This window comes from Rhodopirellula islandica (assembly GCF_001027925.1).
Lineage (GTDB): Bacteria > Planctomycetota > Planctomycetia > Pirellulales > Pirellulaceae > Rhodopirellula > Rhodopirellula islandica.
This window is the reverse complement of the sequence record NZ_LECT01000042.1, coordinates 43,317-66,472: the sequence shown is the minus strand read 5'-3', so window position 1 is coordinate 66,472 and position 23,156 is coordinate 43,317. Positions and strand designations below refer to the sequence as shown.

5 protein-coding genes are annotated in these 23,156 nt (G+C 57.7%); 2 read left to right on the top strand and 3 right to left on the bottom strand.

Translation table 11 applies throughout. The features are described from left to right. Window positions 1-27 precede the first annotated feature (27 nt). On the bottom strand, window positions 28-1,077 hold the full coding sequence (locus tag RISK_RS20000) for a glycoside hydrolase family 5 protein (protein WP_160311469.1): 1,050 nt from the start codon (window positions 1,075-1,077) through the stop codon (window positions 28-30). Window positions 1,078-1,378: 301 nt separating this feature from the next. On the opposite strand from RISK_RS20000, the gene RISK_RS19995 reads away from it, so the two are divergent. Continuing rightward, window positions 1,379-2,122, top strand: a complete 744-nt coding sequence (locus RISK_RS19995) for a response regulator transcription factor (protein ID WP_053061243.1) — start codon at window positions 1,379-1,381, stop codon at window positions 2,120-2,122. A gap of 434 nt (window positions 2,123-2,556) precedes the next feature. Here the strand turns inward: RISK_RS19995 and RISK_RS19990 are convergent, their stop codons facing one another. Further along, the gene (locus RISK_RS19990; protein WP_449314170.1) at window positions 2,557-4,599 is read right to left on the bottom strand and encodes a dockerin type I domain-containing protein; all 2,043 of its coding nucleotides are present in this window, start codon (window positions 4,597-4,599) and stop codon (window positions 2,557-2,559) included. Between the two features lie 475 nt (window positions 4,600-5,074). Here RISK_RS19990 and RISK_RS32685 point away from each other — a divergent pair, with 475 nt between their 5' ends. Further along, a complete protein-coding gene (locus RISK_RS32685; RefSeq protein ID WP_173442710.1) occupies window positions 5,075-5,374 on the top strand; it encodes a hypothetical protein in 300 nt (99 codons plus the stop codon). Here RISK_RS32685 and RISK_RS19980 read toward each other — a convergent pair. Then, entirely contained in the window at window positions 5,371-23,109 is a 17,739-nt protein-coding gene (locus RISK_RS19980) for a GEVED domain-containing protein (RefSeq protein ID WP_047816098.1), read from the bottom strand. The genes RISK_RS32685 and RISK_RS19980 overlap by 4 nt on opposite strands. Between the last annotated feature and the right edge of the window lie 47 nt (window positions 23,110-23,156).

Here is a 23,156-nt window from a genome sequence, read left to right as displayed (position 1 = left end):
GCCTAGCTCTGACTTTGTGACACGGCGTCAATTCCGTTCCACAATTTTCCGCAACGACAATGGATCCAGTTCTTTGGAATGGCCCACCTCCACTGAAAGCGGGTAGTCCGCCCACCAGGGCCCAGCTGCCCAGACGCACCCGCCAAGATCGGCTTGGTCCATTTGCACCAGCATTTCCGAAAAGAGGTCGTTCCAATTGGCGTCGTCAACGGGCACGCCAAATTCACCCACAAATCCTCGCACGCGATTCTGTTGGCACCATTCCACGAAGGGCTGCAGTCGCTTGGCGGGGCGTTGCCTGATGCTGGGGTCATTGAATGCTTCTTCAGCGAAGGACAGTTTGTATTGACCGCTGGAATCGTGGTCCAAGTAGCAGTGCCCTTCGTAGAGCACGCGTCCTGTCGCATCGTTGATCCAAGCGTCTGGGCCGTTGACGCGGGAAAATTTCTCGGTGGAGGACCAGGCATCACCGGCAACCAGGAGCCATGTTTGTTGGTCAACAGCTCGAATCGCATCGACTGAACGCTGAGAAATTTCGTCCCATTTGGAACGCCCCATGTCATGGGGTTCATTCATCAACCCGTAAGCAATCACAGTTGAATTATCGTGGAAATGGATTGCCAACCGGGTCCAAAGATCAGCCAAGTGCTCGCTTGAAACCGGGGTTTGCCCGTCGATCCTTTGATCGATGATGCAATCCCGAGGTCCCCGGGCAGTGAGGGTTCGGTACCGCCCGTAGTTGTGCAGATCGATGATCACTCGAGCTTCGGAGGCTCTCACCTGGGCGATGGTTCGGACCAAGCGGTCAAGTTCTTGTGGATCCAGTTCTTCGCCGAGTGCCGGCTGCAAACGCTCCCATCGGACCGGCAATCGCATCAAGCGAATCCCACGCTGTGCCAATGGCTCGATCGTCGAAGCGCCCGGATAGGTGTAGTCGACTTCAAAGACGCCTGGATTGGCGTTTGAAAAATCGGAATGATGAGTTCCGAATTCAGGTCCAGCGATCGAGACTCCGATCGAAGTTGGAAAGTCTTGCTTGAGAACGTGGTCCGCTTGGGATGATTCGTGCACACGCATCAAACTGATCACAACGACGAACAGGCACGGCCCCCAGTAGATCGGTCTCATTGTCTTTTGCCCCAAAGAAGTCTTGGTCTGTGTTGTTTTTGTCTTCGCGTCTGCCCTTTCAGAACAATAGGTTACGTTTGAAGCGCGGATGCGCCATTCGATCGTTATAACCAACCGAGGGGGGGTGTTCCTGTGTTCATTACGTGGACATTGCGTCTCCCCACAGTCTTCCATGTCGTACCTTTGAACGGGGCGATGTTTGACTTTGCGGGCATGCAAAGTTCGTTGGTTATTCGAAAAGGATTTAGACATGAGTGATGAAACCAAATCGCCGACGATACACCTGGTCGACGATAACGAGGTTGATCGCATTGCAATTGGGCGAATTCTGGCGTCAGTCGGGATCGCTGTGAGAGAGTACGCCGATTCAGATGCCTTCTTGGCGGAACTCGGCCAGAGCCAGATCGCGTGTCTGGTCGTGGATGTTCGGATGCCGGGTCTGGATGGCCCTTCGCTTCAGCGAGAACTGCTGGAACGTTGCTTGGACATTCCAATCATCTTGGTTTCGGGAGTCGCGACGGTTCCGATTGCCACGGCAGCGATGCGTCTGGGCGCCTTGGATCTGCTTGAAAAACCAGTGGATCCAGAGAGATTTGTTTCGCTGGTGAAAACGGCTCTTTCCATTGGTGAAGATCGTGAAATGCGAATGAACTTGGCTCTGCAATTGAAAGAGGAGTTGGCGACGTTGACCGAACAAGAACGCCTGGTTCTTCCCTCGGTTTGCGACGGTTTGTCCATCAAAGCCATTGCCGCGCAACGCGAGCTGACGTTCACGGAAGCGGCCCGATGCCAAAGCAGCGTTCTAGAGAAGTTCAGTTGTTGCAATCCGCTGCAACTGCTCAAGCGATTTCAAAAGGCCGGCTTGCTGGTGGAGTTGGATCCATCGTTGGCCTCCGCGGATTCGGCATTGGAATTCACCTTCCGCAGCGATCGTTCCGAGCGAGTGCTCCATCCCAAGAGCCTGGCGAAGAGCCAGCTCTCGCCTGTCAGGTGATGAGCCACGGTGTCAGACGCGTGTCCCACGCGCAGCCAATCTGAAACGTCGCGATTCAAACACCGTTTTGGATCGCAACGGTCCGGGGTCCCGCTGGAGCGACACAGCCACTTTGATGGTTTGTGTGGTTCCAAGGTGGGGACTCAGGGAACGCTTTCTTGAAGAGCCCGAGCCTCAGGGAACGAACCGACCTTCGGCATTTTCAAGGCAACCGACAACAGGCGCAGAGCAATGCCCAAATTGTCAGTGCTTCCAGAGGATTCTCGAAAAGCTTCCGGGGATCTGTTGGGAAACGCGAGAGATCAGGCCTTAGCCGACCGGTTGTTGTCGTTCGGCATGGGAGCTGTTTTGGCAAGCGTTCTTCTTCCCACGTGCACCGGGGCGAACGCCCAAACGGTTCACATGGTTAAGCCGGGTCATTCCTGCCGACCTGCTTAGGAAGCGATGAATTTGGCTTCCAGACCGAGGATTTCGCCCAGGGTTTCGTCATCGCGGAAGATGGCGTCGTTGGAACCCTGTTGATCGAATGTTGGCTGGGGCACGTCATGCGACGCGAGGGAATCGTTCGTCGCATGGGAGAAGGCCGCGAAACCACTTGAATCGGAAGAATTCGAGTCCGATGAGTTGTCTCCGCCGGTGCCGCTTGATTGAGCATCCGCGATGTATTCGCCGGAAGGTTCTGATCCACCGTCGAGTTCGTTGAGTTTGTTGATGACTCGCAACGCATCCAAGGCAGAGACGTTGCCGTCGTTGGTGACGTCGATCTTGGAGCCGGTGGTTTCAGCGAAGGTCAGGGTGCGGTCGCCGTTGGCATTCAAGTCGTTGATGACTTGCAGTGCATCCAAGGCGGTGACGACCCCGTCGCCGTTGACGTCTTCGCCGAGGTCGGTGTTGTAGCGAGGGCTGTCGACTCGGGTCGCAGCAACGGAGACCAGGTCTCCCGCTGTGGTGACGCCCGAAGTGATTTGTCCGCCCACGACGGTGATCGTCGCATCGGCAATCGCGTGAATGACCTGCGTGGGCTGCCAATGCAGTTGATATTGTCCGTCGGCCAAGTTGGTTTGGGTGAAGGCACCGGACGCGTCCGTCACAATTTGAGGTTCGACGCCATGCCGGACCCCGGTGACTCCGATTTGGGTGGAGGCATGCCCGGCAATTTCAATGCGTGCGATCCGGGATTCGGGATCGACCAGCGTCAACGTTTGGTTTTGACCTTCGCTGAGACTCCCGTTGGCCGTGTTGCGGATGTCCGTGGTGACTCGCATGATCAAATTACCAGCCGCGTCATAGGCCTCGACTCGTCCGTAACTGTCGTCTTGCAGTCCGACAAGATCGACTTCGACGTGGCCAACCGGTTGATCAAAGGTGACTTCCATTCCCAGACGGGAATCCAGGCCGGGCCACCAGCGGCTGAAGTTTTGGTCCATCACGTGGATCAATGGTTCGTCGACGAACCGGGTGTCCTGTTGGACTTGGAGTTCCGTGCGAACATTGTCACCGATGGCAGCGAAAGTCATTCCGCCGGTGGGCAACAGGTCGGTGTCCAGGCTGACATCGGCGACGTCAAAACTGCCGCTGGACAGTTCGGTCCCGTTGGCGGCGAGCACATCCAACTGGATCCCCGCCAGCAGGGATTCGAATTCGCTGCGGTTGGAGTCACCGTTTTCATCAAAGTAGACGAAGCCCGCGACGGGGGACTCAGAAACCAAGGGGGTGGTTCTTGAACCCGTCAACGTTTGGCTGGTGACTCCTGTTGCGGCGTCGATGACTCGCAGGGAGACCGAGGTCATGGTCGGTGGGACATCGATCGAAAAGTCGAATGTTGCAGTGGGACTGTCGGGGGACTGCAGCGTCGTCCATTCACCACCATCAATCGAGACTTGCAATTCCGACACGACATTGAGCGTGATGTCGCTTTGTGGTCCCGATGAGTTTTGGTTGATCAGTGTCGCGGAGGACGCTTCCCCGCGGAAATGGAATTCGTTGGTTTGGGAATCGTAGTGACCGCTGCCGTCGAAGTTCAGCGGGACGTCGAGCACATCGAAGATGCCGTCTCCGTCGGAGTCTTGCCATCCGATCATCGCGAAGGTGGTCTCAGGCGAGACGAAGTTTTGGTACCCGTTCACCAGGTTGTTGCCGCCCGCCATGATGCTGGGTTGCTGAGTGAATCCGGGGGCCGGGTTGTCTTCGGCGTTGTCGTTGGGAGTGTTGTAGTAGCCACGGCTTTGGTCGTACGACCCACCGCCGCTGTATTCGTCCAACCCCCAGAAGATGTGGGAGATCTCATGGGCGAAGGTTTGAGCGGGCCGGGTGGAGGGGGCAACGACGTACAATCCACCCGGGAATGCGAAGGCGCCCGAGAACGATCCGCCTGAGGCGTAGTAGCCATCGGCGTCGTCGGAGGCGTCACTGATGAACAGGGAGAACGCCCAGTCGGTATCAAACGCTTCGCGTTGCGATGCGTTGAATGCAAACATGCCTTCGTCCAAAGACAGGGACGCATCGATCCCGGTGTCATCCAGGAATTGTCCGACGTAGGTGCTGTAGCTGTTGCTGGTGCGATCGATCGGTTCGATCGGGATTTGCAATGGATTTTCAGCGTAGGTGTCGTCGATCACGAATTCCAGCGAATGGACGGTGTCGAGTCGATCCAGGGCTTCGGTCCACCAGTTCAGTCCGGTGGTGATCTTGGACATGACCTCGTCAATCTCGCCAGCGGTCCAATTTTGGGTTTTGGTGTCGGTTTGGCCGGTGGAGTCCAGAAAGATGGGCGTGACCGCAACGCGACCGAGAAAGAACTCGGCGGTGTCGCTGGTGGTGGCACCGACTGGAATGCCCGCCGTCATCACTCGCCGTGTTTCCAATGTCTGGAGCGTCAGCGGTCGCCTGGTCGCGAGGCGACGGAAGGCGGCAATTCGTTGATTGGATTTGTTGCTGGAAGCCCGTTTTCGCATGTCGGCCGATCGCAGGGAAAGCGTTGAAAAGGGTGTTTGGCCGCCGTTTCCTCAGTCCTTGGAGTTGGCGAACGTCCGTTTGGTTCCCAACTTCATTCTAAAACTCAACGAATTCACCGGTTTGGGGCCGATTCGAGGGGCTGGAATTACCGGTTCCGGTGAGCTGGATCACACCCCAGCACCCAAAAAAGCGAGCGTGACGTATGGTTCGAATGAAACGGGGGAACCGTCCATTCGAACTCTACGTCACGCTCACGAAAATGGATTTCTGACCGAAGGTTTTCTTCGCGACGATTAGTTCATCGACGCGAAGATTGAGTCCAATGCCGAAATTTCCGATTCCTCGGATTGGTCGGCCTGATCGCGATCATTTGCCAGGGTTTCCACCACGTCGTCCAAGCTGATCACGGCTGCGGAATCGAACACACTGGCGGAATCCGCCACCAATTTGGAGGCTGCTTCGACGATGGGTTCGCCGGCGGCTTCGGACGATCGGGAATCGTCATCGCTGCGGGACGTTGGGTCGAAGGCGATCGTGGCGGTGGACGCCAGGACACCGTCCGAAACACGGGAGTAGGCGACCGTGGTCGAAGACGTCGATGCGAGGAGAGGTTCTCCGGCACCAGTGGGGTCTTGGCCAGGACTGGTCAACTCGTTCAGTCGGTTGATGACCATCAGAGCGTCCAACGCCGAGACAACACCGTTGCCGTTGACATCGGGGTACTGAGGCAAGGTGATTCCCGCAGGAATGTTTGCCAGGTTGATGTCGCCGTCGGCAGCGTTGATCGCATTGATGATCAACAGAGCGTCGAGTGGCGTGACCGCTCCACTGGCGTTGACGTCTTGGATCAACGAGGGGTTTTGGTAGGGATTGTTGTTGATCGTGAACGTGTAGTCCTCGACCTCGCCCGATTGAGCCAATCCGTCCGAACCCAAACCGGCTTCGTTGGAGAGGCGGAAGCGAGTTTGGATTTCACCCACGACTGCGTTGGACGGAACATTGATGTTGACGGTTGTGCCGCCCGTTCCGATGACGCGGGCCACGCCCGAGCCGATGCTGCCGAAGCGTTCCACTTCGGTTTCGTCGAAGGTTCCGTCACCGTTCCAATCAAACCAGGCGTCCAAGTAGAACGCTGGTGTGACGCCGCCAACCGTTGGCGATTGAACATCGATGACGAACTGAGTCGAGAACCCAGGACGCATGGCACCCAAGATTGCGACGCCATCGTCACCGTCTGCGTTGGAGTCGGCGGTTCCGGAACCGTTGTCGACGCCACCTGAGTCGGCGGTGATTTGATCGCCGAGCTGGAAGCCTTCGTTGATGACGTGGCGAGGACCGTTGTCACTGACGTCCACAGGGATGCGTGGGTCAGCCGCGTCACCGAAGTCGAGCAATTCGCCAACGAAGATGACCGCTTCGCCCGTCAGCAATTGGTTGCCGACATCATCGGTGATCCGATCGCTGATCACGGACTGACCGCGAACCAAGGAGGCTCCTTCGATCAAGATTCGTGAATCAGGTTGTTGGACGATGAGGTCACCGGCCGCAATCTCAGTTGCAAAGGCATCCGAGATGGCTTCGCCGTACAGGTGAGCGATGCGTTTGATGCCAGTTTGCGACAGCGACAGGATGTCGATGATCGGCTGAATCGCGTTCAGCTTGGTTGCACTGGATTGTTCCAGTCCGGTGACAACTGCACTGCGAACATCGTCCAGTGGCACGATGACTGGGATCGAAGCGGGTTGGCCGGCGAATCCGGATTGTGAGAGCGCTGTGTTGGCCAAGTTCAAACTGTATTGGTCGTCACCGCCCAAGGTCACACGTCCGCCGCCGATGTTGACCGGGGTCAAACCAGTGACATTGGCCGAGATCGCAGCGACCAAAGCGTCGGCGACTTGGTCCGGTGTCGAACCACCGAATCCACCACCGGCGATCGATACCGCAACCGCGGACGAATCGTTGAGGAATCCGTCGAAGTCCAGTTCGAAGGTGACCGATTCTGTGGTGCCACGAGAGATCGTGAAGGTTTGACCGTCGCTCAGGTTTGGCGAAACGCTGCCTTCTTCGGTTGGGACAATCAGTCCGAAGCCGAAGGACACGCCGATTTCGCTGTTGCCTTCCACGATGACCGAATCGGTCAACGAGGTGACGGAGATCGGTCCGTTGGTTCCGGAGATACGGAAGTTGCCCGTTGCTCCAGAGGTTTCGACATTCAGTCCCGCGGTGCTGATTGCGGAAAGCAATTCTGCCGTGATTTGACGGGCAGTCGAATCGGTTCGGATCGCGACGACCACATCGGCGTTGGCCGCGGCCGCACCGTTGGAATCGAATTCGAAGGTGAGTTCTTGTTGCCCGTCGAAGATCGTGACTTGCTGGCCGTCGAAGTCGTTGATGCCATCCGTGGTGGTGATCAACATCGTGACATCGAGCACGTGGTTGGTCTGACGCAGGAAGCTATCGGATTCGAACGAGACGTAACTGTTCTCGCTCGCTTCGGTGGCTCCGAGCAGTTGCAGACGGCCGGTTTCAATCGTGGCGTCGTCGTCGACCTGCATGTGAATGGCAACGAGTTGCAACTCCGAACCATTGATCGCACGAGCGAAGATGTCACTGATTTGTTCGGCAGTGGCCGCTTCAGGCAAACGAACGGCGATGTTTCCATCGGCGACGTTGGCGATGGACTCGGTGTCGAATTCGAACGTGACTTCGTTGACTCCGTCGTAAATCGTCACCAGTTGCCCGTCGATGTTGGATTCGACGAGGTTGGTGAGTGGATTGACGGTGGTCAACTCGCTCGGCAGGATCGACAGCCCGATGCCGGTGTCGGCTTCGAAGATCTTGTCGCCGACTTGGGTGGTCGCACCATCGGCGTAGACGCGTCCTTCTTCGGCTTTCAAGACACCGACGTTGTCGCCGGACAGAGTGCTGCCGAGCAATTCGACGGTGTAAGTCGCGTTGTCGGGCCACACGCCTCCGATTGGAGTCAGGCGGATCGTGTTGTCGCCAGGCTCATAGCTGAATCGATAGTCGACACCTTCGGACAGCAGTTCGACTTCGTTGCTGTCGTAGAAGAATCGTGTGATCCGAACCAGCTCGGACAGAACGGTCGAGTCATCGATGCCAACTCCAGGAGCCGCGTCGGCGGGAGCGATTCCATCGATGAGTTGAATTTCAAACGCATCGTGGATCGTTCCCGAACTGAAGGCTTGACCAGCCAAGTTGAACAGGTCGTCTCCGCGAGGGGAGGTGACAACAAATCGTGGTCCGTCGCTGTCGCCGCGTTCCTCGGCTCCGCGGTCAACGAAGACGTTGAAACCAAGGCCGTTTGGCGAGGCAACGTTTGGATCGTCGCTGCGAAGTTGTCCGTTGAGATCGTAAATCGGAGCGATGATCGGGCTCGGTGGCAATCCGATCGCACCGCGAACGGTTTCAAGCGACGAGCGATCTTCCAGCGAGCTGATGCCGCTGTCGATCGTGGATGTGCCAGCTTGCGGTGTGAACACCAAGTTGACTGGATTGACGAAGATCTGTTGGAACGGGCTGATGAACTGAGAGAACAGTCCCGTGTCACCCGAGGTCGCGTCGTTTGCGTTGCGATAGAACGTGTTGCCGCCGATGACAGTCAAGTCACCCGAGACGTCCACGTCACCGGCCACATTGCTTTGCGGCGATGCGACCACGATTCCATTCTGGAAGTTCGCGACGATGTTGTTCAGGATCGTTGGGGCCGAGTTCTGTTGAACCACGATGCCTTGACTGCCCGGTGTGTAGATCTCACGAGCAATCGTGGAGATCGCACCGATGCCGTCGATGTCCGCACCCGCAGCACCGAAGTCGAACGTGCCAGAGGTGGACAAATCGGTCAGCCGGACAAATCCGAATTGATCATTCGGTCCGAAGCCGAAGGAGTCCAGATCGATCGTGTTGTCCGTGCCAAAGATTTGACCGACGGAGAAGAACGTCACACCATCGCGGCTGATTTCGACCGCGACGCGTTCCGGAGTCCCCGATTCGAAGATCACCAAGTCAGCGGCGGAGGTTCCGTCACCGACCAACAGGTTGTCTTGGAACAGGAAGGTGGCTTGTCCGCCAGACCCCAGCGAGAAGGTGAACTGACCGGTGGTTGGTTCAGGCCCGATGCCGTGGCAATCAGGTGATCCCAACGCGGCTTCTGTGTCAGTGAATTCCGAGCTGACGTCGGGGCCGAGATCCAAGGTGTCTTGCACAACCGCGTCGGCGAACGAGATGCCGCCTTGGTCGAACAGGATGGATTCGAACACCTGAGGTCCGAGTTCAGCACCGCTGGCGATGGGGCCACCGACCAGAGTGTTGTTGACAATTCGGTCGAAGCCGACTGGGTCTTCCGATGCTCCGCCGTCACCATCCAAGCCGGTGATGCGAATGCCGGCGTCCGAGTTGAACGCGATGACGTTGTTCTGAACCACCACACCAGGAATCAAGTTCTCGGTGTTCAGTTCGATCAAGTTGCGAGCATAGGTCAGGATCGATGGCGTTGCATCACGCAGGTCGTCCGAAACAACCCCAGCGGACGCGTCGCGATTGATGTCGACACCAGCGTTGGAACTGAACAAGAACCGGTTGTTCTCGATCATGATCACGCCTTGCTCGGCGGTGGCACGGTTGGAGTCACCACGCAGTTCAGAGATCTCGATGTTCTCGAACGAGGGGCGTCCGGCTGTGTCAGGACGAAGGCTGAGGTCCCCGTACAGGTTGATCCGAGTGTCCGCGTTGACCAAGGCTTTTGGCGAACTGGCACTGGCTGGTGGCACGGTTCCGTTGGAACGAGCCGCACTGCCATCAATCACCGCTTGAACTTGATTGGAGTTGATCAAGCGGATGATCTCATTGGCGACTTCCTCGGCCGTCGCCGTTCGTGGCAGACGAATCACCACTCGGTTGTCATCGCTGACAAATCCGTCGCTGGCACCGAAGTCGTTCAGGATGTCGAATTCGAATGTCAGACGCGTGTTCGCATCGGCCAAGGTGAACGTCGCACCGTCTTCGATTTCCGAAGCCGGCAACGCGGTCAAGGTGATGCCGCTGGTGAGTCGTTCGTTGGTGTCGAACGTGCGGAAGCGAGAATCGCCATCCAGGCCACTGCTGACGTATTCCGATGCATCGCGGATTTCCAATTGATAGGAACCCGAGACGGTCGGCTGAGTCGGTTGGGCTGGGGTGGTCAAGTTGACCGAATCGTTGACGATGAAGGCTTCGTCGGTGCCAATTGGATTGGCCGAGGAGACCATTTCACCACGTTCCGCGAATCCGATGATGATGTCATCGATGAACGCACCGTTGTTCTCGTTGTCGGAGGCAGCGGGTTGGCCGTTGGCACCAAACTGGTCACCGTAACGTTGTGCCGTCGATGCGAATGGACCGGAATCATTGATCGTCAAGTTAGGCAGACGGACTGCGGAGCCAACTTGAGGAATCAAGGTCTCGTTGCCGTCCGTGAATCGGTTGGCCAGAGCTTGGCGAACTGCTTCAGCGACTTCTTGAGCCGTGTCGGAGTGGCTGATTTGGACCGGGATGCCAGGCAAGGCATTTTGTGAACCGACTCGCAATCCACTGCCGGTTGAGACGGAGACGGATCCGACACCGTTGAATTCAACCACGGACGAGTTGGCTTGCACGTCCAATTCTGGGTTGATGGACACAGTCGCTTCGTATCCGCCGACTTGAGCCGCGTTGGTGGTTCCCGAGACGCGAGGATCGTAGTCGCCGTTTTCAGGGCCGCTGATTCCGATGTAGATCACACCGTCAGATGAAGCCGTGACAGAAACGGTTCCGTTGGCGGTGTTTTCGATCGCCAGCAAACCTCCCGTGGGGCTGCGAAGTTCGACTCCGGTGGAATCAAAGAAGCGAACGTTCAGTTCAATCCCAGGGTTGTCCGCTAGCGTGCTGACGGTGATCGTGGTGCCAGCAGCCACTTCGACGCTGGACAGGTCCACGTCGCCAAGGTTCGTGACGCCACCGCCGGTGACCGTGCCGAGTGTTCCGCGACCGGTAACTTGGGCATTGCCATCGGTGTAAGGAAGCGGCGTTGCTTGGAACAACAGGTCATTGCGACCAACTGCACCCACTGGGTTGGGGTTGCCGAATGGATCGACGGGGTCGGACGCGTCACTGAAGTCGAAGTTGTCGACGGTGGTGAATTGGGCTGATTGAACACCCGTGTTCTGTTCCACAACGGCTTGCAGTTCCGCTCCGATGTCCGATCGTGCGAAGTCCGCGATCGCGACCGTGACTTGGCCGGTTTGAATCGAACGGGTTCCATCGTTGAGGACATATTCGACGCCGTCGATTTCAATGACGAACGATTCGGAGACGTCCGAGTACAAGGTCGACAGTTGGTTGCCGGTCGGAACCAATTGGTCGTAGTCAACCGCACCATCGGCTTCGCCAATCACAGTGGACAGAACCAGTGCAATGTCTTCTTGGGTCAGGTCGACCACTTGTTCGACATCAGGATCGGCGTCTTCCAGGCTTTGGTAAACCGCGAGGACGTCCACTGGGATCAGGGCAGTGCCTGTGATCTGAGCCGTTGCATCGGCGGTGTCACGGAAGCCGTCGTCCAACAAGTATTCGTTTCCGTTGAGGAACACCGTGCGGAATTCGTCTGGGTTGTTCTGATAGAAGACCGCCAGTTCAGCTCCCGAAGGAACCAAACGTTCGACGCTGACGCTGGTGTCAAACGTGCTGGTAACCGCGGAGGCGATATCGGCAGCGGTCAACGTGGCCAAGGCGGTCGGTTGACCGTTGGTCACATCGATCTCGATTTGATCGGCCGTGACGGTGCGTGTTCCATCGGTCAAGATGTACTCTTGGCCGTCCACGGTGAAAGTGGCTTCCGCGGTCGCACCACTGCTGAACAAGTCAGCCAGTTGTGCTCCCGATGGGAAGGCAATCGTTGGTGAGAGATCCACCGAGAACAGTTGTCCGCCGATGGTGAAGGTTTCACCATCGGTCAGGCCGCTGGCCGCGACGGTGCGGATTTCAGCGGTGTTGGTGGCGGTCGTGCCGGCGGTCGAGAATTCAATTCTCAGGGACAGGCCGTCTTGACCAGCGAATTCGTTGAGCGGCACACGAGCTTGACGCCATGTTCCGGTGTTGTCGAACAATTGTTGGACGTCCACGTCGATGTCGTCGTCGTAAATTCCGACTTCTGCTGGGTCGTCGAACTCGTCGTCGAAGTCGCCGGTGCCACGCGTTTCGTTGTTGGTGGCGACCAAGTGTTCCACGCCGAAAGCATCGATCACATAGATCCGCAGCGTGTCGCGATCTTCGGCGAACAAGTCATCGTCGTTGTCGGTTGCTGAGTCGTCGTCAACACCATCCGTTTCCAGGAAGTAGTTGAAGTACATCGTTGGCAGGTCAGCCGACGAGTAGCCTTCCAGGCTGAACGAATTGGACTGGACGATCCCTTTGGCACCACCGGGAAGGTTGTAAGTGCTTTGGACGTCTTGTCCATCTTGACGGACGTTTTCGTTGGCCGTGCCAAAGTTCTGGACAGGAGCTTCGCCAAAGCCGTAGTTGCTGTTGAACGCTCCGGCGGTGTAATTGAACTGCAGCGAGTTGCCACCCGAAACTTCGGGGCGGGTATCGCTGAAGGTCTCGGTGTAACCGTGTCCAGCATCGTCTGCTCGAGCCCCGGCAACGTGCCAGAGGTTGTAATCCAGCGTGCTGAAGTCCAGCCCCAATGCACCGAAGATGCCCGTGTCGATGAAGCTGCGACCACCCGCAAAGATGGGCTGCAGTTCGCCGAGGGTGTTGAAGGCATAGATGCGACCGTTGCTGGTCGTTCCGAACAGGATGTCACTGTAGGCACCGTCTTCGACACTGTTCGGGCCGGCACGCAGACCGGTGAAGTTCAACCCGATCAAGTCGGTGGCGGTGGAGACGTAGTTGCCAACGAAGCGGGCACCCGTTCCGTTGAGCTGTGTACTCGGCACGAAGTACAGACCACCGTTGTCGCTGACACCGTACAGATCGTTGCCGACCATCTCGATGCCCGTGATCGTTCCGCCGTTGGGTGAACCACCAGCCCGGACGGCTCCGGTCACGCTGCTGACGTTGGCGATCGCACCGGTGATGGACAGCGAGTTGCCCTGAGGCGTCGCGGTGACAGTTGGCAAGGAACCGCCGGTGTTCGCAGCTTGGACGGCTTGCGAAATGCGGAACGCAATTGTTTCGGCAGTGTCGGTTGGCAGCAGGGTCACAGCGATGTTGCCCGCGGTGACGTTGTTGTCGCCCACCAAGGCAATGCCGTCAGCAGCCACTGCACCGGGACCGGTCAACTGCACGTTGGTCGCGGTCGGCAGAGCCAATTGGGTTCCCTTGGCGGAAACTGGAATGCCTTGGTCGCGAATGACCGATGCCAGAGTGTCAATGAAGACCACGGCGTCGGAGCTGCGATCCAAAGGCACACGGATGTTGCCCGGAGGAATCGCGGCGGTGGAGTCCGTGATTTGGAAAGTCACGGGAGCGTTGCCAGGCGTTTCAACTGTCAACAATGTGCCATTGAGAATGCTGGCAGGATCGAGTGTGGTGTCTGTCGCGATTGGAATCGCGGCGTTGGCAAGCGTCGCTCCGGTCAACGAATCCGCAGGCGATGCAGCCAGGATCGTGAAACCTTGGTTCAGTTCGAACGTTTCGGTCTCGGTGCCGTTGGTCAGGCTGAACGTGTCACCGTCGAACAACCTCGCCACAGGCAACCCGTTGGCGTCGTTCGTGGTGGCATCGGAGATACCCAGTTGAGTGTCTTGGTTGCCAGTTGGGATGGCAGTGTCGATCGCACCCACTTCGCGGCGGTCAGTACCGGCACCCGCATTGAACAGAGCGAGGTCGAAGACGGGACCGGTCGCTTCACCCGTTTCCTCGTTGAAGGAATACAAGATGTTGTCGATGTAGTCCAAACCGTCTTGGGCGGTGGGACGGTTGCCGATGAAGAAGCCTGTTTCCGAACCAAATCGTGCTCGAATCGTGATGGCTTCGACCTCGAGGCCATCGTCGCTGGCTTCATCGAGAATCTGCTGGGCAGGTGGGGTTTCCGCGTCCAAGTTGTGGAACGTTTCGATTCCAGCACCAACGCTGAGCGGCGCACTCAGTTGCCCCGTTGCTGTGTCGATGCGGTTGTAAGTCCACGTCGTGTCACCCGCAGGGCGATCGTCGTAGCCGGTGTAAGCGAACAACTCACCATTGGCCGTGAAGGCAATGTCGCGAACTTCATCGCCGAAGCTTCCGATCGTGCCGTAAGTTTCACCCGTGAATGGGTTGACGACAAACAGCGTCGAGCCCGTGTTGACGTACAAGACGACGTCGTCGAGCGAGTAGTCCAGGATCGAGTTGTCGTCAAACAACACCGGTTGGACGGGCGCGGACGCGGTTCCAGGATAGAAGTCAAAGACTTCGAAGTTTTCTTCCGCGATGCGTTGAATCGAATCGACAGGTTCCAAACGCAACAATGGATTAGCGGTGTCGCGGTTGGTGAATTGGTCCAGCACGGCTGGCTGACGCGATTGGTTCGAAATCGCGACGTAGTACGTGCCTTCGGGAAGTTCAGCGGAACCGATGTAGGGGTCGGCGTTGCCAAACGAACCACGCGAAAGATCGGATGGATCGTAACCGGTGCCAGGCGAAGTTTGGTCGTCGGCGATGTTGCTGTCACCGCCGATGAGAACCAATTCACCCAGCGAGTTGAAGACGTACAGAGCGGTGTCCGCACGTGCCAAACCGTCGGAGTAATCGAGGTCGAACACGGTTGCCAGGTACAGGGCTGCGTCGTCGCGAGTGAGTTGTTGATATTCAATGTCAAACTCGAACCAATCGACGTCATCGACGTCGGTCAGCATGCCCGAGATGTTGGTGGCCAGATTGTCGCTGGACAACGGACCGGCAGGGTTGTCCAAATCGATGTCGACACGGTCGATGCCGCCGGAGTCACGGTTGATGACGATACTGCCGTCGGCCAACGTCGTGATCGTTCCATCGGAGGTGTACTGGTTGTCGTACAGACCGAGGCGTTGAGCGTCCGCGAGTGTTTCATTGGCCGATTCGGTTTCATAGTCCGTGCCGGTCAGTGGGCTGTGCATCGGGCCGCCGATGACTTGAACGCCGTTGGTGGCGTAACGCACGTCGCTGTAGCGAACCTGGGTTCCCGCGAACACGTCATCTTCGCCGAGACGAATTTGCAACTGGTAACTGCCGGTCGTGCGGCCTTTGCCCAGCGACTCGGCACTGGTCAAGAACCCGCCACCGTTGGCGAGGGTCACGTCCTCAGCGACATCGCTCAGACCGCTGCGAACACGAACGTGGTACAGCAACGTTTGTCCCACGGTTCCCGGCAGCGTGATCCGCATGCCGGCATCGCGAGCGTTGGTCGAGTAGTTGTCTTGGAACATCGAGTCGTCGGCGGTGGCATCCACCAACGTGGTTCCCAAACCGAGCACCTGATCGATGTTGTAACCATTCAGTCCGCCACCACTGCGACGTGCGATTTCTTCCGTCAGAGCAGCACGACGTGCCGCGGCGTTTGGATCGGTCGGGTCAACGGACAACAATTCTTCGATCTGTCGGGCTTCTTCGATGGAGTCGTCCGACAAGATCAGCGTGTTTCCGTTGGCATCGATCAATTCAATGACCGTGTCCAGATTGGAATTTGTGCGGTCGATGTCGAGCCAGATTTGAGTGCCAGCTTCTGCGACGAAGGCGTACACGTCTTCATCGCCACGGCTGCTGATTTCGCCTTCGACGATCAAACCAATGCGACGGGATTCGTCACCGGCTTCGATCGAAGGAGCCAATTCGCCCAAGTACTGCGACGTGGCTGGCGTGGCGTTGGTGTCGCTGTTGCCGACATTGCCCGGTTCGTTTTCACCAGTGATAGAAACGTTCGAATCCGAAGCGGCTTCGCGAATCGTGATGCCGTCCCAGGATCCCGCACCGTCAACGCTTTGTGGCAGCGAGATGCTGGCAGGGTTGGCAGGATCAAACGGGATCCATTCGACGAACGTGGTCACGCGAGCAGCGTCACTTCCGCCAGTGAGTTCCCAAACGTGAGCGGTTTCGATGTCAGCGGGGAGGCTGTTTTGGCTGATCGCCGTGGTTCCGCTCGTCACACCGTCGAAGTTCGCTGAGCCAGCGACAGGACCGAAGGCGGCAGGGATGTCGCCATTGATGCTGGCGGCGATGTCGAACGTGAGTCCGTTCTGAACGGTGTTCAATCGGTTGAGCAGATCGCCAGCGTCGTCGGTGACCCAACCGCTGTACGAGGCGTTGAACTGGTTGATCGAGTCGTTTTCGTAAACACCGCCGTGAGTGAAGCCGACACGTGCGGTTTCGTTCAAGGTCATCAAGCGGAAATCGCTCTGGCCGGGGGTGCCGATCTGATACAACACGTCCGCGTCGTCGGCGGTGACGCCTTGATCCAAGTAGCTGATCACGCGGATGTCGCCGATGTTGCCGGCAGAGAAGTCCGCTCCGTCAACGGTTTCGAAATCAAGCGTGGTGTAGGCAACCGCGCGGTTGTCGACGATGAACGTTTCCGCGGTGAAGCGAATTTCACGTCCGAACGCGGTGAACACGCCGCTGCTGCGAACACGGTCGGGACCGACCAAGATCGGGTTGGGATTGTCCGTTGGGCTGAACGCGTTGATCAACGGGATTCGCGTGCGTGTTCCGACGTCGTTGGTGACTTCGATGTAGGTCGTGTACAGGAACGCGTAGTTCTGCTGTGCCAGCAGTGCGCCGCCGTTGTTCTGGTCGATGCCAGTCACGACGACGTTTTGCAGTTCACCGCCGCCCAAGACCGTGGTGCTGAGGTAACCGGCCGAGTTTGGATCGATGTCGTTGTCAATGGTGGTGCCATTGTCGACTTCCGCGTTGTCCGCCCGATCGTACTCTTGGCCCAGTGGCAACAACGCCGGGGTGGACTCGCCACCGCTGGAATCGCTGGTCAGGGTCGTGATTGGATTGCCGTCGGCATCCACGCGAACGCCATTGTTGTCCGTGTCGACGTTGGCCATGCCGTCGGGGGTGAATCCGGCGCCGATGGTGTCGTCCAGCAGGCTGGTCAAGACAACTGGGAAGTCAGGTTGACCAACGATCTGCAGGCTGCCGCCGATGCGGTCAGCGATGTCCAGCATTTCGTCTTCTGCGGTCAGCAGCGTGCCACCAGCAACGATGCCGGCTTGGCGACGCAGCAAGACGTCCTCGACGTCGAGGTCTTGGTTTTGGAATTTAACGACCAGCGATCCGCGAGCGTCGCTTTCCAGTCGCAATCCACCATAGATGTGCTGGTTGGGGATCTCGATCATGTCGCGGACGATGTGGACGATGTCCGTGTCGTCCCAAACCACTTCCGTGGCGACGGTTCCGCCGCGAACTTCCAAACCGTTCAGCCCAGCGGTGACGATGCCGGCGGCGACGTCTTCGTCGGACACCGTGGCTGCGTCGATCAAGTTGCCAGCGATCAAAGGACCGCTGTTGCCCGAGATTTCGTATTGATCGAGGCTGTCTTCGACCACGGTTCCGTTGCCAAAGTCACGACTGGCCGTCGAACGACCTGGGTCAGTGACTTCTTGCCATGAGAAACTGTTGACGTCGAAGGTCATCGCCGGGCCACTGCCGTCGATGAATTCGTTGTCGACCAAAACAGGTTGCGCCCCGCGGACGAAGATCGTTCCGCTGGCGTTGTTGACGCGTCCCACACGTTCTTCGCGTGGGTCACTCTGGCTGCTGTCGCTGTCGTTCAAGAAACCGCGGCCATCCGCGTTGGTTTCGAAACGGGTGTTGGCGACACGCAAGTCACTTTGGTGAACTTCCAGCACGTTGAAGCTGGCAAAACCACCTTCAATCCGTGACGTCCCACCGCCACCGGCCAGGACCGCGTGGTCGAACGATGCGTCCGCACCGAACGCCAAGTAGATGCCCGACCAATCGCCGGCTGTCAGATCGTTTTGACCGTCGTTGGTGCCTTCGGCAATGTTGTTGGTGTTGAATGCACCGCCGGTTCCGTACCGGTTGTCATTCAGACTGGTCAGGATGATCGGCTCTTTCGCAGTGCCTTCCGCGTACAGATGAGCACCGAAGGTCACGTCGATGCGGGCACCATCCATTTTGACGATCATGCCCGGATCAATCACCAAGCTTGGATCGAGTCGACCAGCTCGGGCTTGCAACGGTGCCGTGATGGTCAACAAATCCAAACGGTCGGTGCCGACGGAAGCAGCATCGGTGAAGGATGTTTGAGACGCATTCAGAACCGCGACTTGGCGGTATTCGCCAACCGTTCCATCGCTGGCAACGGTCGCTCGATAAACGATTCGGGAAGCAAAACCGCTGCCTTCTGGTGCGGCTGGGATCCCGGAGACACTGATCGAACCTTCGTCGATGGTTTCAATGACCTGGGATTCACTGCTTGGTCCGACTTCTGTTCCATCGGCCGTTGCATAGGTGAAGCGGTAAACGTATTGGCCAGGTTCAACCATTCCCGTTCCACCGCCAACGGGGTTCGGAACGGAATTGGTTTGGATGGAGGCACTGGCACCCGACAGCAAGGTTCCAGCGATGATGCTGGGGTTCATGATGTCGCTGCCTTCCGCGACGGAATCGCGGTAGGACGTGTCGTCGGTGTTCAGGCGAGCGACCAAGCGGAATTCACCTGGGTTGCCGTTGGCGTCAACGGTGGCCCGGTACAAACGACGGCCAGCGAATTCGCTGTCGGCGGTCACAGTTGGCAGACCCGACAATTGGACCGAACCGTTGGCACCGACGGTGAGGGACGATGTCGCTTCGCTCGGGGTGGATTCGAATCCGTTTTGGTCCACAAATGTCATGCGATAGACATAGTCGCCTGCGGCCAAACCATCGGCGGTCGCGGGTGTGGTGGTCGTGGCGGTCCGAACCAGCAGGATGCTGGGGGCTTCGTTGGCCGCGTTGACACCGCCCGGGTTGCCTTCGATGAGCAGGTTTTCGGTCAGGACGTGAACGATGTCCGTGTCGTCAAAGCGTGCGTTGACATCCAACGATTGCAAGTCGCCACCGGTTGGCGTCAGCAAACGAATTTGCAACCCGTTGATGGAGTTGTTCGTCAGCACGTTGCCGCGGATGTGAGGCCCGACGCGGGTGACATCGCTGGTGAAGTACGAAGGAGTCGAGGCACCAGGGGCCACTTGATTTTGGTACTGCGATTCGTCGAAACGAGTCTCTTCGAATGTGTTTGGCGTCGCTGCGATGGCAGCTTGAGCCGAATTTCTGATCTGGTTGTTCAGGATCGTTGCACGAACATCGGCCAGCTCAATGGGCGAGATCGTCACGGTCTGTCCATCGACCGAAACTTGACCACCACCGTGTTGAATGTCGGCGTATTGGATGTGGTTGAGGAAGACGGCGTTGTCTTCCATGTTGATCTTGCTGTCGTCGGCGTAGTCGATGTCCCCACGCAGATCGATACCGCCCCAGGAACCGACTTGTCCGTTCAGCCCTGCGAACGAGACCGCGTCATATGGGGTGCCCAAGATCTGGATCGATGAGTTGCTGCGATCGACCGATTCGGTCGTGCTGCCAACACCGATGCGACTGCGAGACATTTTAAATTCGGAACCGCCATCGATCACCAACGCGATGTCTTGTGGGACATCCAGGCTGGTGCCGTCTTTGAGTGCGTTTCCAAGGTCCGAACGACCAATTTCGTAGCTGCCGCCACCGATCACGCGAATTTTGGTAACCGGGGTGCCGCCGTTGTTCAGGCGGAATTCAGCCAATCGAATGGCGTCGTCGATTTCAGCAACCGGTTTGGTCGGTGTGCCCATCGTGACGAACAAGTCAAATTGATTGACGTCGTTGGTGGTGAAGTTGCGGTCGGGCAGGTTGGTGCCCGTGACGCTGTCAACGTAAATGACGGCATCGGGATCGGTTGGGTTGAACCAGAAATTGAATTCTCCACCAGGCTGACCATCCGCATCGCCATCGAGCGGTTGAGCGGCGGTGTTGCCGACGGGAGTGTCCAGCAAACTGCTAGCAGCGGCGGTTTCAAACGACATCACCAATTCGTACGTGCCCTCGGTCACACCACCGATGCCGGTGCCGGTGATGACCGGGTTGTAAGAGGTGTTTCCAGACGCACTGACGCCGACGACATAGTCGCCCGCTTCGAGAATGTCGATTTCAATCAGAGAGTCGTTGCTGAAGTAGTCATCGTTGGCAGCGATCTCGATGTATTCGTCAGGGCCGATTTGCTTGTACAAACGCAGGGCCGTGTCCAACGTGCTGGACAGGCTCAGTCGTTCCGCCACGGTCGAGATGGACAACGTTCCCGGTTCGGTCAATTCGAATCGGTACAGATCGATGTCGTTGGCTTCCGGACGGAACAAGTACTGTCCGTTGACAATGTCCGAGGGACTCGGGAACAACGATTCGTTGTCGTCGTTCAATTGCGAGGAAGTCGTGATGACGTCGGGGGTATCGCTGTCCAGAACCGATCCCGTGGACTGGGTCACCGGTTGCGGCAGGTAATCGGAATACCCGTAGCCGAGCAATTGACCGACACCCAAGAACGCACCCCGGAAGAATTCACCTCCGGTTTGATCGTCCACGCTGGCGTCAAAGTCTTGCGCGTCCATCACCAACAACTGGCGGTCGCCGATGGAATCCGCGTTGGGGTCAACGCCCAAGTAAGTTTGCCCGTTGATATCGAGCGGGCGGGTGTCCAAGGTCACACCACCGACGGCACTGTTGACGATCAAGTCGTCATCCACGCTGCCGTACAGTTCGCCCAACGTGATGCTCAGCAGCGGGCTGCCGGAAGGGATGCTTGTGACGGCGCCGGACGCGGTGTCACCGATTTCAACGAATTGAACGCCAAGGTATTCGCTGAACAGCGACATCACTTCGCGAACACGTTGCTTTTGTTCTTCGGTGATCAGGTTGACGTAAGTCTTGTCGAGATCCAATCCACTGTTGCTGGGATCGTCACCCAACCAACTGGATGGGAAGTTGTAGTAAGCGGTCGTGATGCCGTCATAAGTGTCCGCGCCTTGACGCCAGACATCCAACGGGACGGTGCGTTCCAGACGGCTCGGGTCATCCTCTCGAATGTCGCGAACGCCTTGGTAATCCGTGCCACCGGGGAAGTCGAGCGTGTAAAGCGGATCGTTTGGATTGGGATTGTCGACTTCACCGCCGGTCAAACGCACACTCGCGGTTTGGCCTTGGCCGATTCCCGTCAAGTTGTTGATGATCGACGCGGTGTCGAAACTGTCGCCTGCATCGGACGCGACCGAGACGTTGCCGGGCGTCATTGGCAAAGCACTGTCGTTGCCGACCTTCAGGCGAATCGCACCCGAGATCTTGGGCAATTGGTCAACCGGCATCGGTGGGTTGGTTTGCTGCGACAGATCCGGGACTTCTGAGAAGCTGAAGTTACTGTTGCCGTCATTCAAGAAGTCATCGAACGTCAAACGAACCGCGTTGGGTTTGCCTGCGATGGCCGAGATGTCGTTGGGCATGAAGACCACGTCGTCTTCGCCCGTGGCAGTGTCACGGGTGAAAATCAACTGGAACAATTCAGGCTGGGACGCCAAATTCGCGACGCTGACATCATCGGTGAAGTAAACATCGATCATGTTCAACCGTGGCGTGCGTTGGCCTTGGTTGTCGATGTCGATTGGTTCGGGGACCACGGCCAAAACTTGCGGTGGTTTGTTCAACGTGAATGGAACAGCGAAGTCGACTCCGTCGTTGAACGCTTCGCCTGCGAGGTTTCGCAAAGCCCGATCGCCAGCACCGAAGATTTCGATTTGATAGGCGTCATCGGGAAGCGGTTCAGCGAAGCGGAAGACGACTTCATTGGGGTTGCTGCCAATGCCGATGTAGCCCGCGTTGACGGGAGTGTCGGTGGCACCAGCGAGTGGCAAGGTGGCAGCGAAGTTGCCGATCGATTGGGTCGTGCTGCCACGTTCCTGCGTTGCAGTGATCAATTCCGAAGCGGTGGGTGTCTCATTGATCGCGTCAATGAACTCGCCCACAGTCGTGGGGCTGCTCGCATTGCGGTTGATTTGAACCGTGATGGTTTTGCCACTGACGGAAACCAACGGATCAGTGGGGCCTCCAAAGTCACGCGACTGAATCACGACCGAGATGCCTTGGCCACCGACGCCAGATTGATTGGCGACGAGCTTGGTGCTGAAAGCATTTCCAAGACCCAGGTCGGTGACCGTTTGTGCGGCGTTGGCGCCCGACAGCGTGAGCGAGACTGGGTTGTTGGCGACCGATTGCCCGATCGGAGTCGACGAAGGTCCGCTGATTTGGAACGCATCGGCGACCGTGTCACGGTTCAGGTTGCGCTGGGTAGCGTTGTAGTTTTCCAGAGCCAACGTCAGATCGCGAACCGTTGCTTGACGGCTGGGGTTCGCATTCAGGTCGATGTTCAGGGTTTTGTTCTCGGGATCTTGTGTGATGATCACGGGAGCGGTGACCAACGAACGGACGGATCCTGTCACATTGATCGTTGTTCCGTTGCCGCTGACACCTGCCGCTGCGGAGCGGAATTCCAGCAGAACACTGCCGCTGGTGCTGAAGTCCGTCACGGCCGTCGCCGCTTCGAACCCACCATCGTCGCCGGCACGGGTCACGCTGATCGCCAGCGGATTGTTGGCCGTTCCGAGTGTGGAGGGATCGATCGATGAGTCGTCATCGAATCGGAAGGTCAACTCGTTGGGCGAAACGTTGAGCAGCTCCACACCATTGACGTTGCGAATCGTGCTGCTGTTGTCAATCAGCTCAGACGCGTTGGGCTGAATCGCGACCAATTCTGGGCCAGCCAGCAATTGACGGGCCTCGAGCGATTGTGACTGCAGGCGTCGCTCCAACTTGGCTCGTTGGGTCTTGCCGCGTCGCGTTTGCCCTCCAAACAAGGAGGATCCGCTGCGGCGGCGACGATCATCACGCCGCTTAGCGGCCGATTCGTTGGCGTTGTGCATGTTGGAAGAGTTGCCCGGGGTACCGATCGTCATCAGTGTTGGCCTCGTCGTGCCGCTCGTGGCAGACCAATTTGGGGCTG

Bases quoted from the DNA above. Each gene is read 5' to 3' on its own strand.
- RISK_RS20000 (WP_160311469.1), bottom strand. From the start codon at position 1,077: ATGCGTGTGCACGAATCATCCCAAGCGGACCACGTTCTCAAGCAAGAC.
- RISK_RS19995 (WP_053061243.1), top strand. From the start codon at position 1,379: ATGAGTGATGAAACCAAATCGCCGACGATACACCTGGTCGACGATAAC.
- RISK_RS19990 (WP_449314170.1), bottom strand. From the start codon at position 4,599: ATGTTTGCATTCAACGCATCGCAACGCGAAGCGTTTGATACCGACTGG.
- RISK_RS32685 (WP_173442710.1), top strand. From the start codon at position 5,075: ATGTCGGCCGATCGCAGGGAAAGCGTTGAAAAGGGTGTTTGGCCGCCG.
- RISK_RS19980 (WP_047816098.1), bottom strand. From the start codon at position 23,109: ATGACGATCGGTACCCCGGGCAACTCTTCCAACATGCACAACGCCAAC.